This window comes from Streptomyces sp. NPDC001157 (genome assembly GCF_053598255.1).
This window is the reverse complement of sequence record NZ_JBSFJW010000001.1, coordinates 295,194-310,178: the sequence shown is the minus strand read 5'-3', so window position 1 is coordinate 310,178 and position 14,985 is coordinate 295,194. Positions and strand designations below refer to the sequence as shown.

14 protein-coding genes and 1 pseudogene are annotated in these 14,985 nt (G+C 70.7%); 12 read left to right on the top strand and 3 right to left on the bottom strand.

Going from position 1 to position 14,985, the window contains the following annotated elements:
- Position 1: 1 nt before the first annotated feature.
- The 3 genes and pseudogenes from idi to galE form a co-directional block, all read right to left on the bottom strand.
- The gene (gene idi / locus ACWDAG_RS01345) at positions 2 to 595 is read right to left on the bottom strand and encodes an isopentenyl-diphosphate Delta-isomerase (RefSeq protein WP_450693513.1); all 594 of its coding nucleotides are present in this window, start codon (positions 593 to 595) and stop codon (positions 2 to 4) included.
- 278 nt (positions 596 to 873) lie between these two features.
- Positions 874 to 1,716, bottom strand: a pseudogene (locus tag ACWDAG_RS01340) (cation diffusion facilitator family transporter); the annotation flags it as partial.
- Positions 1,717 to 1,755: 39 nt separating this feature from the next.
- A complete protein-coding gene (gene galE / locus ACWDAG_RS01335; protein WP_450693512.1) occupies positions 1,756 to 2,727 on the bottom strand; it encodes a UDP-glucose 4-epimerase GalE in 972 nt (323 codons plus the stop codon).
- Between the two features lie 277 nt (positions 2,728 to 3,004).
- On the opposite strand from galE, the gene ACWDAG_RS01330 reads away from it, so the two are divergent.
- The 12 genes from ACWDAG_RS01330 to ACWDAG_RS01275 all read left to right on the top strand — a co-directional run bounded on the left by ACWDAG_RS01330 (position 3,005) and on the right by ACWDAG_RS01275 (position 14,964).
- Positions 3,005 to 4,792: a DUF5941 domain-containing protein gene (locus tag ACWDAG_RS01330; protein WP_450693511.1), complete on the top strand. Its 1,788-nt coding sequence runs from the start codon at positions 3,005 to 3,007 to the stop codon at positions 4,790 to 4,792.
- Positions 4,789 to 5,541, top strand: a complete 753-nt coding sequence (locus ACWDAG_RS01325) for a phosphocholine cytidylyltransferase family protein (RefSeq protein ID WP_450693510.1) — start codon at positions 4,789 to 4,791, stop codon at positions 5,539 to 5,541. The genes ACWDAG_RS01330 and ACWDAG_RS01325 overlap by 4 nt, the downstream gene beginning before the upstream one ends.
- Positions 5,529 to 6,590, top strand: coding sequence for an iron-containing alcohol dehydrogenase family protein (locus ACWDAG_RS01320; RefSeq protein WP_450693509.1), 1,062 nt, complete (start codon positions 5,529 to 5,531; stop codon positions 6,588 to 6,590). Before ACWDAG_RS01325 ends, ACWDAG_RS01320 begins: the two co-directional genes overlap by 13 nt.
- Positions 6,568 to 7,347, top strand: coding sequence for a CDP-alcohol phosphatidyltransferase family protein (locus tag ACWDAG_RS01315; protein WP_450693508.1), 780 nt, complete (start codon positions 6,568 to 6,570; stop codon positions 7,345 to 7,347). Before ACWDAG_RS01320 ends, ACWDAG_RS01315 begins: the two co-directional genes overlap by 23 nt.
- A 5-nt stretch (positions 7,348 to 7,352) precedes the next feature.
- Positions 7,353 to 8,225 carry a glycosyltransferase family 2 protein gene (locus ACWDAG_RS01310; RefSeq protein WP_450693931.1) on the top strand — a complete coding sequence of 291 codons (873 nt, stop codon included), beginning with the start codon at positions 7,353 to 7,355 and terminating at the stop codon, positions 8,223 to 8,225.
- Between the two features lie 95 nt (positions 8,226 to 8,320).
- The gene (locus ACWDAG_RS01305) at positions 8,321 to 9,250 is read left to right on the top strand and encodes an ABC transporter permease (RefSeq protein WP_450693507.1); all 930 of its coding nucleotides are present in this window, start codon (positions 8,321 to 8,323) and stop codon (positions 9,248 to 9,250) included.
- Entirely contained in the window at positions 9,243 to 10,031 is a 789-nt protein-coding gene (locus tag ACWDAG_RS01300; RefSeq protein ID WP_450693506.1) for an ABC transporter ATP-binding protein, read from the top strand. The genes ACWDAG_RS01305 and ACWDAG_RS01300 overlap by 8 nt, the downstream gene beginning before the upstream one ends.
- A 356-nt stretch (positions 10,032 to 10,387) precedes the next feature.
- Entirely contained in the window at positions 10,388 to 11,320 is a 933-nt protein-coding gene (gene hpnC, locus ACWDAG_RS01295) for a squalene synthase HpnC (RefSeq protein ID WP_450693505.1), read from the top strand.
- A complete protein-coding gene (gene hpnD, locus ACWDAG_RS01290) occupies positions 11,317 to 12,267 on the top strand; it encodes a presqualene diphosphate synthase HpnD (RefSeq protein WP_450693504.1) in 951 nt (316 codons plus the stop codon). Before hpnC ends, hpnD begins: the two co-directional genes overlap by 4 nt.
- Positions 12,267 to 12,404, top strand: coding sequence for a DUF6380 family protein (locus ACWDAG_RS01285; protein WP_450693503.1), 138 nt, complete (start codon positions 12,267 to 12,269; stop codon positions 12,402 to 12,404). Before hpnD ends, ACWDAG_RS01285 begins: the two co-directional genes overlap by 1 nt.
- On the top strand, positions 12,401 to 13,831 hold the full coding sequence (gene hpnE, locus ACWDAG_RS01280) for a hydroxysqualene dehydroxylase HpnE (RefSeq protein WP_450693502.1): 1,431 nt from the start codon (positions 12,401 to 12,403) through the stop codon (positions 13,829 to 13,831). The genes ACWDAG_RS01285 and hpnE overlap by 4 nt, the downstream gene beginning before the upstream one ends.
- A gap of 68 nt (positions 13,832 to 13,899) precedes the next feature.
- On the top strand, positions 13,900 to 14,964 hold the full coding sequence (locus ACWDAG_RS01275) for a polyprenyl synthetase family protein (RefSeq protein WP_450693930.1): 1,065 nt from the start codon (positions 13,900 to 13,902) through the stop codon (positions 14,962 to 14,964).
- The last annotated feature ends 21 nt before the right edge of the window (positions 14,965 to 14,985 follow it).

Sequence of the window (14,985 nt, the reverse complement as noted above, 5' to 3'; positions counted from 1 at the left end):
GTCACCAACCGGCCGACGGGCCGGTCAGCTCCCTGACGGCCGGGCGGGCCGCGTCCAGGACGGTCATGAACCAGGACGAGAAGGTGTCCTTGGCGTGCCGCTCCGCGAGCTCCGCGGGCGTCACGAAGGCCGTCGCGCCGACCTCCTCCGGGTCCGGCCGCAGCGGCGACTGCACCATCCCGACGAACAGGTGGTTGTACTCCTGCTCGACCAGGCCCGAGTCCGGGTCGGGGTGGTTGTAGCGGACCGTGCCCGCCTCGGCGAGCAGCGAGGGCGACACGCCCAGCTCCTCGAACGTCCGCCGGGCCGCCGCCGCGAAGGGCGCCTCTCCGGGGTAGGGGTGGCCGCAGCAGGTGTTCGACCACACGCCGGGGGAGTGGTACTTGCCCAGCGCCCGCTGCTGGAGCAGCAGCCGGCCGCGCTCGTCGAAGAGGAAGACGGAGAAGGCGCGGTGCAGCTGCCCCGGCGGCTGATGGGCGGCGAGCTTCTCCGCGGTGCCGATCGTGACGCCGTTCTCGTCGACCAGTTCCAGCAAAATCGCGTCTGCGGCGCCGTTCGACGAAGTGTGCGTCGCGGTGGCAGGTGTGATCGGCATACCCATCCTTCACATCGGTCTTCGCGCCCCAAGTCTGCCGTACGAATCCGGCACTCCCGGCACTTCGCGGCGCGCCCGCATGTCCCGCGCGAGGCGCGGGCACGGCCGTCACCGGTTGAAGACCGGAAGAGGGGCCCGGTAGTTGATCGTGCCCGTAGCGGTCGGCGGGGAACCGTCCAGGACAACCTGTGAGGCTTAACGACGCCGACGCGCGCCGGACGGCTGCATTCCGGCCAAACTGCGGCCCACCTGCCTCAATGGGACACGCTCGCCTCGTGCTCGTGGAGCATCTTCTCGTGGCCGATGGCGCTGAGGACGTCGGAACGCACGACCACGTGCGCGGACAGCACCGGCATCCCGGACGTGATCGTCCAGGCGTGCAGGTCGTGGACGTCCTCGACCCCGTCCAGGTCCAGGATGTGGGCCCGTACGTCCGCCATGTCGATGTCCCTGGGAGCCGCCTCCAGCAGGACGTCCAGGGTCTCGCGCAGCAGCTTCCAGGTGCGCGGCACGATCATCAGGCCGATCACCGGCGAGGCGATCGGGTCGGCGGCCTGCCGGCCGGTGGCCAGGATCACCAGCGCGGAGACGATCACAGCGAGGGAGCCGAGCGCGTCCGCCGCGACCTCCAGGCACGCGCTCCGTACGTTCAGGCTCTCCTGCCGGCCGCGCACCAGCAGCGTCAGCGAGATCATGTTCGCGACCAGGCCGATCGGACCGAACACGACGGTCAGCCCGCCCGTGGTGTCGGCCGGTGTGACGAACCGCTGGATCGCCTCGTACAGGACGTAGCCGCCGACGCCGAGCAGCAGCAGACAGTTGGTGAGCGCCGCGAGGATCTCGGCGCGGGCGTATCCGAAGGTGCGGTTGCCGCTCGGCGGGCGGCCCGCGAGGCGGATCGCGAACAGCGCCATGCCCAGGCCCAGCGCGTCGGTCAGATGTGGGCGGCGTCCGAGAGCAGCGCGAGCGAGTCCGCGAGTACACCGCCGACTATCTCGACCACCATGACGGTGAGCGTGATCGACAGCGCGACGCGCAGCCGCCCGCGGTACGCCGCCGCGGCCGTACCCGGTGGGCGGGGCATGCGCGTGCCCGTGTCCGTGATCGTGCCCAGCCCCCAGGCAGCCGCCTTCCCGTGCTGCGCCCAGGATGAAAGTGAACTACGGGCGGGGGGCATGGTGCAGCAGCCAGCCGCGCCAGGCCGACTCGACCATCTCGCGCACCCCGCGCCGTGCGGTCCAGCCCAGCTCCTCGGCGGCCCGGGCGGCGGAGGCGACCGCGCGGGGCGCGTCCCCGGGGCGGCGGCCCTCGACGAGGGCCGGGCGGCGGTCGCCGGTCACCTCGCCGATGACCGTGATCAACTCGCGTACGGAGACGCCCTCGCCGCGGCCGATGTTCACCGTGAGGTCACCGCTGCGGTCGGCCAGCCGCCGTGCCGCGGCCAGATGCGCCTCGGCCAGGTCGGCGACATGGATGTAGTCGCGGATGCAGGTGCCGTCCGGCGTCGGATAGTCGTCGCCGAAGATCCGCGGCGCCTCGTCACGGGTGAGCCGGTCGAAGACCATGGGAACGATGTTGAAGACGCCCGTGTCGGCCAGTTCGGGGGCTGCCGCGCCCGCCACGTTGAAATACCGCAGACAGACCGTGGAGATGTCGTGCGCCCGGCCCGCCGCCCGGACCAGCCACTCGCCGGTGAGTTTCGTCTCGCCGTACGGGTTCACCGGCGCGCACGGGGTGTCCTCGGTGATGAGTTCCACATCGGGGTTGCCGTAGACGGCAGCGGACGAGGAGAACAGGAACTTCCCGACCCCGGCCCCGGCGGCCGCCTCCAGGAGCGTCGCGAGACCTCCGACGTTCTCCCGGTAGTAGCGGGTGGGCTGCGCCACGGACTCGGCGACCTGCTTGCGAGCGGCGAGGTGGACGACGCCGGTCACCCCGTACTCGGCGAACACCCTCTTCAGCAGGGAGCCGTCGACCGTCGAGCCCTCGACGAGCGGCACCTCCGCCGGCAGCCGGGCGGGGAAGCCGGCCGAGAGGTCGTCCAGCGCGACGACCCGCTCCCCGGCGTCGGCCATGGCCCGCACCACATGGGCCCCTATGTATCCCGCTCCGCCTGTGATCAGCCATGTCATGGTCGCCCACCCTATGCCGACACCACCCGGCGACCCCCAATGTCCCGGATGCCTGATCTGGGCACCGCGGTTTGTCCGCGAGACCCCGGATCACCGATGATGATCGCGGCAAAGGCCAGTGGAGACGGCGTTGATCGGCCCGTGAACGGGCGGTGAACTCCGCGCTCCGGGCATCCGATAGCCTCTGCCGACATGCCGCCCGCCTGGTGCAGCCAAGGGGCGCCCCATCGTGCACATGACCGGCGCCGGCGCGCCGGCACCCAGGGAGTGAGTTCGGTTGTCGACCGCCATCCTCACCGGTCAGCCGGTCCCCGGATCGTCGATCGAGGGCGATCTGCGGTCCCTCGGCTTCGACGTACGGATCGCCGCCGACACCGCCGACGCCGAGACGCTGCTGGCCCAGGCGCCCGGTGACCAGCGGGTCGCCGTGGTCGACGCCCGCTTCGTGGGGCACCTGCACGCCCTGCGCCTCGGCCTCACCGACCCCCGCTTCCCGCTCGCCGCGATCCCGGGCGCCGTCACGGCCCAGTCGGCCGGCCGCCAGGCCCTGACCCGCGCGATGGCCCGCGAGAACTCGGCCGGCGGCGGCACGGCACTCGCCGTCGACAGCCTCGCCGACCGCATCGTCACCGCCCTCGACAGCGAGGGCGCCGAGGTGCACCGCCCGGAACTCGGCAGCCTGGTCGCCGCCGTCCCCGCCGACCCGCAGTCCCGCAACGAGGCACGGCAAGCCGTCGCGAACGTCGACGACGAGGCCGTACGCCTGAAGTCGGCCGTGAAGTCCCGCGACGGCTTCTTCACCACGTTCTTCATCAGCCCCTACTCCCGCTACATCGCCCGCTGGTGCGCCCGCCGTGGCCTGACCCCCAACCAGGTCACCACCGCCTCTCTGCTCACCGCGCTGATCGCCGCGGGCTGCGCGGCCACCGGTACCCGCATCGGCTTCGTCGCGGCGGGCGTCCTGCTGATCGCGTCCTTCGTACTGGACTGCACCGACGGCCAGCTGGCCCGCTACTCCCTGCAGTACTCCACGCTCGGCGCCTGGCTCGACGCCACCTTCGACCGGGCCAAGGAGTACGCCTACTACGCCGGCCTCGCGCTGGGAGCGGCCCGCGGCGGTGACGACGTATGGGCCCTCGCCCTCGGCGCGATGATCCTGCAGACCTGCCGGCACGTCGTCGACTTCTCCTTCAACGAGGCCAACCACGACGCGACCGCCAACACCAGCCCCACGGCGGCCCTCTCCGACAAGCTGGACAGCGTCGGCTGGACGGTGTGGGTGCGCCGCATGATCGTGCTGCCGATCGGCGAGCGCTGGGCGATGATCGCGGTCCTGACGGCGGTCACGACGCCCCGGATCACCTTCTACGTCCTGCTCATCGGCTGCGCCTTCGCGGCGACGTACACCACGGCGGGCCGGGTGCTGCGCTCGCTGACCCGCAAGGCCCGGCGGACGGACCGGGCGGCGCAGGCGCTGGCGGACCTGGCGGACAACGGGCCGCTCGCCTCCTTCCTGGGCCGGGTGACCCCCCGCCAGCTCGGGGGTCCCTTCCTGCTCGCCCTCGCGGGCACGGTCGTTCTGGCCGTTTCCCTGTTCTCCGGTGTGACCTGGGCCCCCGTCGTCGGCGCCCTCGTGTACGCGAACACCGCAGCTCAGGCTCTGCGCCGTCCGCTGAAGGGCGCCCTCGACTGGCTGGTCCCGCCCCTCTTCCGCGCCGCCGAATACGGCACCGTCCTGGTACTGGCGGCCCAAGCGGACGTGAACGGAGCACTTCCTGCGGCTTTCGGGCTGGTGGCGGCCGTCGCCTACCATCACTACGACACGGTGTACCGCATCCGCGGCAACGCCGGAGCGCCCCCGGCCTGGCTGGTGCGCGCCATCGGGGGGCACGAGGGGCGGACGCTGCTCGTCACCGTCCTGGCCGCGGTGCTCACCGCCTCGCAGTTCAAGGTCGCGCTCGCGGTGGTTGCCGTGGCCGTCGCCCTGGTGGTGCTCGTCGAGAGCATCCGCTTCTGGGTGTCCTCCGGGGCCCCCGCCGTACACGATGAAGGAGAACCCGCATGATCGGCCTCGTGCTGGCGGCCGGCGCCGGACGCCGTCTGCGCCCCTACACCGACAGCCTTCCCAAGGCGCTGGTGCCGGTGGGGCCCGCGGGCATAGAGGGCGAACCGACGGTCCTGGACCTGACCCTCGGCAACTTCGCCGAGATCGGTCTGACCGAGGTCGCGATCATCGTCGGCTACCGCAAGGAGGCCGTGTACGAGCGCAAGGCCGCCCTGGAGGCGAAGTACGGCCTCAAGCTCACCCTCATCGACAACGACAAGGCCGAGGAGTGGAACAACGCCTACTCCCTCTGGTGCGGTCGTGACGCCCTCAAGGACGGTGTGATCCTCGCCAACGGCGACACCGTCCACCCGGTCTCCGTCGAGCAGACGCTGCTCGCCGCGCGCGGCGACGGCAAGAAGATCATCCTCGCCCTGGACACGGTGAAGAGCCTGGCCGACGAGGAGATGAAGGTCGTCGTCGACCCCGAGCAGGGCATGACGAAGATCACCAAGCTGATGGACCCGGCCGAGGCGACCGGCGAGTACATCGGCGTCACGCTCATCGAGGGCGACGCCGCCCCCGAGCTGGCCGACGCCCTGAAGGCCGTCTGGGAGACCGACCCGCAGCAGTTCTACGAGCACGGGTACCAGGAACTGGTGAACCGCGGCTTCCGGATCGATGTGGCGCCGATCGGCGACGTCAAGTGGGTCGAGATCGACAACCACGACGATCTCGCCCGCGGACGGGAGATCGCGTGCCAGTACTGACCCGGCTCATTCCCTCACCGCTCGTCGTGGACATCCGCCCGGGTGCCCTCGACGATCTGGCGTGCGTGCTCGCCGACGAGCGCATCTCGACCTCGGGCAGGCTCGCCGTCGCCGTCAGCGGCGGCTCCGGCGCCAAGCTGCGCGAGCGGATCGCACCGACCCTGCCCGGAGCCACCTGGTACGAGGTCGGCGGCGGCACCCTCGACGACGCGGTGCGGCTGGCCGCCGACATAAAGGCCGGCCACTACGACGCTGTCGTCGGCCTCGGCGGCGGCAAGATCATCGACTGCGCCAAGTTCGCCGCGGCACGCGTCGGGCTGCCCCTGGTCGCGGTGCCGACGAACCTTGCGCACGACGGCCTGTGCTCACCGGTCGCCACCCTGGACAACGACGCGGGCCGTGGCTCGTACGGCGTGCCCAACCCGATCGCGGCCGTCATCGACCTCGACGTCATCCGCCAGGCCCCGGCACGCTTCGTGCGCGCGGGCATCGGCGACGCGATCTCCAACATCAACTCGATCGCGGACTGGGAGCTGTCCAACCGCGTCAACGGAGAGAAGATCGACGGCCTCGCCGCCGCCATGGCCCGCCAGGCGGGCGAGGCGGTGCTCCGCCACCCCGGTGGCATCGGGGACAACGACTTCCTCCAGGTGCTCGCCGAGGCGCTGGTCCTCACCGGCATCGCGATGTCGATCTCCGGCGACTCGCGCCCCGCCTCCGGCTCCTGCCACGAGATCAACCACGCCTTCGACCTGCTCTACCCCAAGCGGGCCGCCAGCCACGGCGAGCAGTGCGGCCTCGGCGCCGCCTTCGCGATGTACCTGCGCGGCGCCCACGAGGAGTCGGCGCACACGGCCGAGGTACTGCGCCGGCACGGGCTTCCGGTGCTCCCGGAGGAGATCGGCTTCACGGTGGACGAGTTCGTCCGCGTCGTGGAGTTCGCCCCGGAGACCCGGCCCGGCCGCTACACGATCCTCGAACACCTCGACCTCACAACCGACCAGATCAAGGACATCTACGCCGACTATGTCAAGGCCATCGGTAGCTGAACTCCGCCCGGTCGTCCACCCCGCAGGGGTCAAGGACCGGCGCAGCGGTGAGCACTGGATGGGGCGCCTCTACATGCGTGAGGTGTCCCTGCGGGTCGACCGCTACCTGGTGAACACCAGGGTCACGCCCAACCAGCTCACGTATCTGATGACCGTCTTCGGCGTGCTCGCGGCCCCGGCCCTGCTGGTGCCGGGGATCACGGGCGCCGTGCTCGGCGTGGTCTGCGTCCAGATGTATCTGCTGCTGGACTGCGTCGACGGCGAGATCGCGCGCTGGAAGAAGCAGTACTCGCTCAGCGGTGTCTACCTGGACCGGGTCGGCGCCTACCTCACCGATGCCGCCGTCCTCGTCGGCTTCGGGCTGCGCGCCGCCGACCTGTGGGGCAGCGGCCGTATCGACTGGCTGTGGGCCTTCCTCGGCACGCTGGCCGCACTCGGCGCCATCCTGATCAAGGCCGAGACCGACCTGGTCGGCGTCGCCCGGCACCAGGCGGGCAAGCCGCCGGTCCAGGAGGCCGCCGCCGAGATGCGCTCCTCCGGCATGGCACTGGCCCGCAAGGCCGCCGCCGCCTTCAAGTTCCACCGGCTGATCCTCGGCATCGAGGCCTCGTTGGTGATCCTGGTCCTGGCCGTCGTCGACCAGGCGCGCGGGGACCTCTTCTTCTCCCGGCTCGGCGTCGCGGTGATGGCCGGCATCGCACTGCTGCAGACCCTGCTGCACCTCGTGTCCATCCTCGCCTCCAGCAGGCTGAAGTGACCGGCATGAGGGTCGGCGCGGTGATCATCACCATGGGCAACCGCCCCGACGAGCTCCGCGCCCTGCTCGACTCGGTCGCCAAGCAGGACGGCGACCGTGTCGAGGTGGTCGTGGTCGGCAACGGCTCGCCCGTCCCGGACGTCCCCGAGGGCGTCCGCACCATCGAGCTGCCCGAGAACCTCGGCATCCCCGGCGGCCGCAACGTCGGCATAGAGGCCTTCGGCCCCAGTGGCCGCGACGTCGACATATTGATGTTCCTCGACGACGACGGACTCCTCGCCCAGCACGACACCGCCGAGCTGTGCCGTCAGGCCTTCGAGGCCGACCCGAAGCTCGGCATCATCAGCTTCCGCATCGCCGACCCCGACACCGGGGTCACCCAGCGCCGCCATGTGCCGCGCCTGCGCGCCGCCGACCCGATGCGCTCCTCCCGGGTCACCACCTTCCTCGGCGGCGCCAACGCCGTCCGTACGAAGGTCTTCGCCGAAGTGGGCGGACTCCCGGACGAATTCTTCTACGCCCACGAGGAAACCGACCTGGCATGGCGGGCCCTCGACGCGGGCTGGATGATCGACTACCGGTCCGACATGGTGCTGTACCACCCGACGACCGCGCCTTCGCGGCACGCGGTCTACCACCGCATGGTCGCCCGCAACCGGGTCTGGCTGGCCCGCCGCAACCTCCCCGCCCCGCTGGTCCCGGTCTACCTCGGCGTCTGGCTGCTGCTCACCCTCGTCCGCCGCCCCTCGCGGCCCGCCCTGAAGGCATGGTTCGGCGGGTTCCGGGAAGGCTGGACCACTCCGTGCGGGCCACGCAGGCCGATGAAGTGGCGTACGGTGTGGCGGCTGACCCGGCTGGGCCGACCTCCGGTGATCTGACAAGCTCATTCCTGTGAGCAATCGGCCCCACCCGGGCCCCGGCTCTTGCCCATGCCCGCACAGGCTGCGCATCCCGAAGACGAAAGTTTCCACCAGTGAGTGAGACAACGCACGACGGCACGGTCGCCCTGGGCGCGGCCGTGTCGCCCGACGAGGGCCTCCCGGCGAGCCGGCTGGCCGCCAAGTACGGGCTGACCGTGAGCGGCGCCCGGCCCTCCCTTGTCGAGTACGTCCGCCAGCTCTGGGACCGGCGTCACTTCATCCTCGCCTTCTCCCGGGCGAAGCTGACCGCCCAGTACAGCCAGGCCAAGCTCGGCCAGCTGTGGCAGGTGGCGACGCCGCTGCTGAACGCGGCCGTGTACTTCTTCATCTTCGGCATGCTCCTCAAGGCCAACCGCGGCCTGCCGCGTGACATCTACATCCCGTTCCTGGTCACGGGCGTGTTCGTGTTCACCTTCACGCAGAGCTCGGTGATGGCGGGCGTGCGCGCGATCTCCGGCAACCTCGGACTGGTCCGCGCCCTGCACTTCCCGCGCGCCTCGCTGCCGATCTCCTTCGCGCTGCAGCAGCTCCAGCAGCTGCTGTTCTCGATGATCGTGCTGTTCGCCGTGGCGATCGGCTTCGGCAGTCTCCCGGACCTGTCCTGGCTGCTGATCGTCCCGGTGCTGGCCCTGCAGTTCCTGTTCAACACCGGCCTCGCGCTGATCATGGCCCGCGCGGGCGCCAAGACCCCGGACCTCGCGCAGCTGATGCCGTTCGTGATGCGGACGTGGATGTACGCGTCCGGCGTGATGTTCTCCATCCCGATCATGCTGGCCGACAAGCCGCAGTGGCTGGCGAACGTCCTGCAGTGGAACCCGGCCGCCATCTACATGGACCTGATGCGCTTCGCGCTCATCGACGGCTACGGCTCGGAGAACCTGCCCGAGCACGTCTGGGTGGTCGCGGGCGGCTGGGCCGCCCTGTTCGCCCTCGGGGGCTTCGTGTACTTCTGGAAGGCGGAGGAAAGGTACGGCCGTGGCTGAGCAGACCGACCGGCAGACCGGCGAGCGGATCCCCACCGTCATCGCCGACGAGCTCCACATCGTCTACCGCGTGCACGGCGCGAAGACCGGCAAGGGCAGCGCCACCGCCGCCCTCAGCCGCATCGTCAAGCGCGGCGAGGAGCGCGGGGTGCGCAAGGTGCACGCCGTCAAGGGCGTCTCCTTCGTCGCCTACCGCGGCGAGGCCGTCGGCCTCATCGGCTCCAACGGCTCCGGCAAGTCGACGCTGCTGCGCGCCATCGCCGGTCTGCTCCCGGCGGAGAGCGGCCGTGTCTACACCAACGGCCAGCCCTCGCTGCTGGGCGTGAACGCGGCCCTGATGAACGACCTGACCGGTGAACGCAACGTCATATTGGGCGGGCTCGCCATGGGGATGACCCGCGAGCAGATCCGGGAGCGCTACCAGGAGATCGTCGACTTCTCGGGCATCAACGAGAAGGGCGACTTCATCACCCTGCCGATGCGTACCTACTCCTCCGGTATGGCGGCCCGACTGCGCTTCTCCATCGCCGCCGCCAAGGACCACGACGTCCTGATGATCGACGAGGCGCTGGCCACCGGCGACCGCAAGTTCCAGAAGCGCTCCGAGGAACGCATCCGTGAGCTGCGCAAGGAGGCCGGCACGGTGTTTCTCGTCAGCCACAACAACAAGTCGATCCGCGACACCTGCGACCGGGTCCTGTGGCTGGAACGCGGCGAGCTGCGCATGGACGGGCCGACCGAAGAGGTCCTCAAGGAGTACGAGAAGTTCACCGGCAAGTAGACCACCCCGGCCTGGACGCACCGGCCAGAACGGATCGCGGGGCCCCGCCGCAACCTCTGCGGCGGGGCCCCGCGTCTGCAAAGGAAACGTCAACTCGGTCTGGCCTTAGGAATCTTGACACCAATCGGTGTGTTGTTGTGATGTGCAGGACACCCCAGCGAACCACGCTGCGTTGTACAACGTAAGCTGTACCGGTCCCGAAACGCAGCAAGTGGGGCGATAATGCGCGACACCCTCGGACGGGACGGCCGCGCGGACAGCCGGGCGGCGTGTCCGAAATAGTATGCATTGGGTCGGCAGTGTAGAACGGGAGATGTGACGGCAATGGCTACGGAAACTCCCCAGCTGAACGCAGCATGTGCCGTCCCCGCCCCGGGCAGCCGACGGTGACGGGAACCGGCACGTCGCACGCCGTTGATCCGGAGCGCGACACGCTCGACAAGGCCGCGGGCGAGAACTTCCCCGTGGCACCTTTCTTCCTGCCCAGGGCCTGGCGCGCCGATCTCATGGCCGTGTACGGATTCGCCCGCCTGGTCGACGACATCGGCGACGGCGACCTGGCCCCCGGCGGCGCCGACGCCCGTCTGCTCGGCGTGTCGCCCGAGGACGCCGAGGACCGGCTGCTGCTCCTGGACGCCTTCGAAGCCGACCTGAACCGGGTCTTCGGCTCGACCCCGCGCCACCCCCTGCTGCGCCGCCTCCAGCGCACGGTCCGCCGCTGTTCGCTCACCCCCGAGCCCTTCCTCGGCCTGATCGCCGCCAACCGCCAGGACCAGCTCGTCAGCCGCTACGAGACCTACGACGATCTGCTCGCGTACTGCGAACTGTCGGCCAATCCCGTCGGCCGCCTGGTCCTGTCCGTCACCGGCACCTCGACGCCCGAACGCATCCGCCTCTCGGACGCGATCTGCACGGCCCTCCAGATCGTCGAACACCTGCAGGACGTCGCCGAGGACCTCGGCCGCGACCGCATCTATCTGCCCGCCGAGGACATGAAGCACTTCCATGTTCAAGAGGCGGATCTCGCCACATCCACCGCGGGCGCATCGTTGCGCGCACTGGTTGCGTACGAAGCGCAACGCGCCCGCGATCTCCTGAATGAAGGCGCCCCCCTCGTGGGTAGCGTCCACGGCAGGTTGAAGCTGCTGCTTGCGGGATTCGTGGCGGGGGGAAGGGCGGCGGTCAAGGCGATCGCCGCCGCGGAATACGACGTACTTCCCGGCCCGCCCAAGCCCGGCAAGGTCCAGCTGCTGCGCGAGGTGGGCGTGACTCTGCGAGGAGAGGGGTGATCCGGACCGTGGAGTCGGAACAACACGTGTCCGCACCGGTACTCGCCGCCTACAGCTACTGCGAGGCCGTCACCGGACAGCAGGCCCGTAACTTCGCCTACGGCATCAGGCTGCTGCCGACGCCCAAGCGCCGCGCGATGTCGGCGCTCTACGCGTTTTCCCGGCGTGTCGACGACATCGGCGACGGCGCGCTGGCCGGCGAGGTCAAGGCGGCAAGACTCGAGGACACCCGGGCGCTGCTGACCCGGGTGCGTGAGGGGGCGGTCGCCGAGGACGACATCGACCCGGTCGCCGTCGCCCTCGCCCATGCCGCCGAGACCTTCCCGATCCCGCTCGACGGCCTGGACGAGCTGATCGACGGCGTGCTGATGGACGTACGCGGCGAGACCTACGAGACCTGGGACGACCTGAAGGTCTACTGCCGCTGCGTCGCGGGCGCCATCGGACGGCTCTCGCTCGGCGTGTTCGGCACGGAACCCGGGGCGCGCGGCGCCGACCGTGCCCCGGAGTACGCCGACACCCTGGGCCTCGCGCTGCAGCTCACCAACATCCTCAGAGACGTCCGCGAGGACGCCGAGGGCGGCCGCATCTATCTGCCCTCCGACGACCTCGCGAAATTCGGGTGCTCGGCCGGATTCAACGGGCCGACACCGCCGGAGGGCTCCGACTTCGCGGGCCTCGTGCACTTCGAAGTGCGACGGGCCCGCGCCCTTTTCGCCGAGGGCTACCGGCTGCTCCCCATGCTCGACCGGCGCAGTGGCGCCTGCGTCGCCGCCATGGCCGGCATCTACCGCCGGCTGCTCGACCGCATCGAGCGCGACCCGGAGGCCGTGCTGCGCGGCCGGGTCTCGCTGCCCGGCCGGGAGAAGGCCTACGTCGCCGTACGCGGCCTGTCCGGCCTGGATGCCCGGCATGTGACGCGCAGGACCGTCAGGAGGCGCACCTGATGGACAAACAGGGCCAAGGTGATGCCACCGGAGAAAAGCGGCACGCAACCCTCCGGGCGGGGACGGCGTCCCTGACTGCGACGGCCGACCGTGCACGGTTCGACCACGGCGGTCGCGCAGGGGAGGGCGCACGATGAGCGACGACGGCACGCGGTCCGACGAGCCGCTCGCGGATCCGGCGGGGCGTTCCGCGAGGGACGCCGTCGTGGTCGGCGGCGGGCTGGCCGGCATCACCGCCGCACTCGCACTCGCCGACGCGGGAGTCCGCGTCACCCTGATCGAGGGCAGGCCGAGACTGGGCGGCCTGGCCTTCTCCTTCCAGCGCGGTGAACTGACCGTCGACAACGGACAGCACGTCTATCTGCGCTGCTGCACCGCGTACCGCTGGTTCCTCGACCGCATCGAGGGGACGGCGCTGGCACCGCTGCAGGATCGTCTCGACGTGCCCGTACTCGACGTCGACAAGCCCGAGGGGCGGCGGCTGGGCAGGCTGCGTCGGGATGCCCTGCCGGTGCCTCTGCACCTGGGGCGCAGCCTCGCCACGTATCCGCATCTCTCGCTCGCCGAGCGGGCCAAGGTGGGCCGGGCCGCGCTCGCGCTCAAGGGGCTCGACCTCGCCGATCCGGACCTGGACACGCAGGACTTCGGCAGCTGGCTGACCGCGCACGGTCAGTCGGCACGTGCCGTCGAGGCCCTGTGGGACCTGGTCGGGGTCGCCACCCTCAACGCGGTCGCGGGCGACGCCTCGCTGGGGCTCGCCGCGATGGTGTTCAAGACCGGTCTGCTGTCCGACCCGGGCGCGGCCGACATCGGATGGGCCCACGTCCCGCTGGGCGAACTGCACGACCGGCTCGCCCGCAAGGCGCTCGACTCCGCGGGCGTCCGTACCGAGGTCCGTACACGCGTCACCTCCATCCTCACTGACGAAAACGGGCGTTGGAGCGTTCAGGTTCCCGGCGACAGCCTCGCCGCGGACGCCGTAGTGCTCGCCGTACCCCAGCGTGAGGCCCACGACCTGCTGCCTCAGGGCGCGCTCGACGCCCCCGAAAATCTTCTGGAGATCGGCACCGCGCCGATCCTCAACGTCCATGTCGTCTACGACCGCAAGGTGCTGCACAAGCCGTTCTTCGCGGCCCTGGGCACCCCCGTGCAGTGGGTCTTCGACCGCACCGCGGCCTCCGGGCTGCGCGAGGGCCAGTACCTCGCGCTGTCCCAGTCGGCCGCGCAGGACGAGATCGACGAGCCGGTCGCCGTGCTGCGCGAGCGCTATCTGCCCGAGCTGGAACGCCTGCTGCCCGGCACTCGCGGGGCAGAGGTGAAGGACTTCTTCGTGACCAGGGAGCGCACGGCGACGTTCGCCCCCACCCCCGGCGTCGGGCGGCTGCGGCCCGGCGCCCGCACCAAAGCCCCCGGCCTCTACCTGGCCGGAGCGTGGACCGCCACCGGGTGGCCCGCGACCATGGAGAGTGCGGTCCGCAGTGGAGTGAGTGCGGCGGACGCCGCCCTCGCCACCCTGGGCCGGCCCCGCCCGAGTCACCTCTTCGACGTCGAGGAGGCGGCGTGATGCTCGATCAGCACGCGGCAGGCCCCCGCACCCCCGGTACCGCAACAAGAGGAGAGACTGTGCCCACTGTGCCCCCGGCCGAGACGGCCGATCGAGCGACCGCAGTGGACGTGACCGCGCTCCTGGAGCGCGGCCGGACCCTTGCCACACCGGTACTGCGGGCGGCCGTCGACCGCCTGGCCCCTCCCATGGACACCGTTTCCGCCTACCACTTCGGCTGGATCGACGCCGACGGCAACCCCGCCGAGGGCGATGGCGGCAAGGCCGTGCGCCCCGCCCTCGCGGTGCTCTCCGCAGAGGTCACCGGCGCCGCACCCGAGGTCGGCATCCCCGGCGCCGTGGCCGTCGAACTCGTCCACAACTTCTCGCTCCTGCACGACGACCTGATGGACGGCGACGAACAGCGCCGCCACCGCGACACCGTCTGGAAGGTGCACGGCCCCGCCCAGGCGATCCTCGTCGGCGACGCCCTGTTCGCCCTCGCCAACGAGATCCTGCTGGAGCTCGGCACCGTCGAGGCCGGCCGCGCCACCCGCCGTCTGACCACCGCCACCCGCGCCCTGATCGACGGTCAGGCGCAGGACATCTCCTACGAGCACCGCGACCGCGTCAGCGTCGAGGAGTGCCTGGAGATGGAGGGCAACAAGACCGGCGCCCTGCTCGCCTGCGCCTCCTCCATCGGCGCGGTGCTCGGCGGCGCGGACGACCGCACCGCCGACACCCTGGAGAAGTACGGCTACCACCTGGGCCTCGCCTTCCAGGCCGTCGACGACCTGCTGGGCATCTGGGGCGACCCGGTCTCCACCGGCAAGCAGACCTGGAGCGACCTGCGCCAGCGCAAGAAGTCCCTGCCGGTCGTGGCCGCGCTCGCGGCGGGTGGATCCGCCTCCGAGCGGCTCGGCGAGATCCTCGCCGCCGACGCCAAGAGCAGCGACTTCGAGAACTTCTCCGAGGAGGAGTTCGCCTCCCGCGCCGCCCTCATCGAGGAGGCGGGCGGCCGTGAGTGGACCGCCGAAGAGGCGCGCCGCCAGCACAACACCGCCATTGAGGCCCTGCACGCCATCGACATGCCCGACCGGGTGCGGGCTCAGTTCACGGCGCTCGCCGACTTCGTCGTCGTACGAAAGAGATGATCACTATCGGTCGAATAGCCC

What these genes read in the sequence shown, in the direction of transcription:
- idi (WP_450693513.1), bottom strand. Translation starts at nt 595, where the DNA reads ATGCCGATCACACCTGCCACCGCGACGCACACTTCGTCGAACGGCGCC.
- galE (WP_450693512.1), bottom strand. Translation starts at nt 2,727, where the DNA reads ATGACATGGCTGATCACAGGCGGAGCGGGATACATAGGGGCCCATGTG.
- ACWDAG_RS01325 (WP_450693510.1), top strand. Translation starts at nt 4,789, where the DNA reads ATGATCGGCCTCGTGCTGGCGGCCGGCGCCGGACGCCGTCTGCGCCCC.
- ACWDAG_RS01315 (WP_450693508.1), top strand. Translation starts at nt 6,568, where the DNA reads ATGTCAAGGCCATCGGTAGCTGAACTCCGCCCGGTCGTCCACCCCGCA.
- ACWDAG_RS01310 (WP_450693931.1), top strand. Translation starts at nt 7,353, where the DNA reads ATGAGGGTCGGCGCGGTGATCATCACCATGGGCAACCGCCCCGACGAG.
- hpnC (WP_450693505.1), top strand. Translation starts at nt 10,388, where the DNA reads ATGTGCCGTCCCCGCCCCGGGCAGCCGACGGTGACGGGAACCGGCACG.
- ACWDAG_RS01285 (WP_450693503.1), top strand. Translation starts at nt 12,267, where the DNA reads ATGGACAAACAGGGCCAAGGTGATGCCACCGGAGAAAAGCGGCACGCA.
- hpnE (WP_450693502.1), top strand. Translation starts at nt 12,401, where the DNA reads ATGAGCGACGACGGCACGCGGTCCGACGAGCCGCTCGCGGATCCGGCG.